General features: G+C 46.2%; 2 protein-coding genes. Both read right to left on the reverse strand.

Annotation, left to right across the window (positions count from 1 at the left end):
* A partial coding sequence (locus tag R7M72_RS24525) for an anti-phage deoxyguanosine triphosphatase (RefSeq protein WP_318056391.1) occupies nucleotides 1–1,288 on the reverse strand: 1,288 nt, incomplete at its 3' end.
* 12 nt (nucleotides 1,289–1,300) lie between these two features.
* A partial coding sequence (gene yfbR / locus R7M72_RS24530; protein ID WP_318056392.1) for a 5'-deoxynucleotidase occupies nucleotides 1,301–1,564 on the reverse strand: 264 nt, incomplete at its 5' end.

Here is a 1,564-nt window from a genome sequence, read left to right on the forward strand (position 1 = left end):
GACCATAGGTCATTGCGGATATGTAATCGGCAATGACTCGCATTTTGCCACTATCGCTAGTTGCACTCTGCCAAAGCTCTTTTGTGTGTATTGGCAACAATCGTTCAGGATCGGCACTTAGTGCTTCGAATATATCCATGATGATTTGTTGCCCTTTGTATTCGACAATCTGTACCTGCGGCACTTGAATGACATACTGACTGACGAAATGTTTAAGCACATCTAGCGCTTTCGCCATATGCGGTTCTAAACAAGCATTCCATGCCAGTAAAGGGTTTTGGAATGGTTCATCAACCACTTTAATAGAGATGCTTGTAAGTAGGGCATTGACCATACCGCCAATCGCATCTTTGCGTTGGTGATGTTTACCGCTAAACAGCATTTGCCCGATAGAGCCGATATGTTCTTCAAACCAAGGATCACCGCAATCAGCTAACTGACTTGCTGCACCTTCTTGCCATTGCTGACGTGTGACCATACCCAACACAATGGCATCTTCTAAGTCGTGCACGCCATACGCAATATCATCGGCGAGCTCCATAATGGAGCAGTCGAGGGATTTAAAGCGCGTTTTGCTGTGCTCTAAATCGGAGTCTGGTCGATAGCGCATTTGGCTCAACAGGCTTTTGTCATTCTCGCTGAGTGGAGCGATAACCCAATCAAACAGATCTTTATCGCAATCGTAGATGCCTTTCGCTGGGCTCCATTCTTTGGCTTTTAATCGGCGTTGATGTTCTGCAGGGTTTGGCAGCTTGACTGAACGAGTCTGACTGATGAGTGCTGGGTATTTGATCAAACCTAACAAAGTTCGGCGCGATAGATTCATCCCGAAGTGCTCAGTGTATGGCTCCAATTTGGTCACAATGCGAAAAGTCTGCGCATTGCCTTCAAAGCCACCATGGTCACGCATCATATAGTTCAATGCGACTTCGCCACCGTGTCCGTATGGTGGGTGGCCGATATCGTGCGCGAGACACAGAGAGTCAATCAAACTGTCCGAGGGCAATAGTTCTTTAAATTCAGACTGTTTCTTTTTGAGTTGTGCGACAATACCTGTGCCTAATTGGGCCGCTTCTAACGAGTGGGTAAGTCGACTTCTATGAAAGTCTTCCAAGCTGTTGCCATGAACTTGAGTTTTCGCTTGTAGGCGTCGAAATGCCGCAGAGTGCAGGATTCTCGCTCTATCACGTTGATAGGGGCTGCGGTGGTCATCACGGCGGATTTTATGCTCATCATCGTGGCGCTCTTGCCACAAAGAGTGTAATTCAAACGACACGTTTATCTCCATAAACTAAACTGGCTAACTGATTTCATCCAGCGATAGCTCAAAGCTTGGGGCGAATGTATTAAGGAAGTATTCCATTTCTGGCGTTTTACGTTCTTGTAAAGTGACGTCTAGGCGCTTTTTCGCTAAGGCAAACTCATGGTTACCTGCGCTTAGTTCTTCCAAACATTTTAAGTACGCACAGATGGAGTCGGCCTGTTTTACTATCTGAGAGTCTTCTTCGTGAGACGAATGAGAAAGTAGAAATGGGGCAAAATCTTCCTGAAATTCTTCCGGCAA

The sequence above is a fragment of the Vibrio sp. YT-18 genome, from assembly GCF_033337345.1.
Lineage (GTDB): Bacteria > Pseudomonadota > Gammaproteobacteria > Enterobacterales > Vibrionaceae > Vibrio > Vibrio alginolyticus.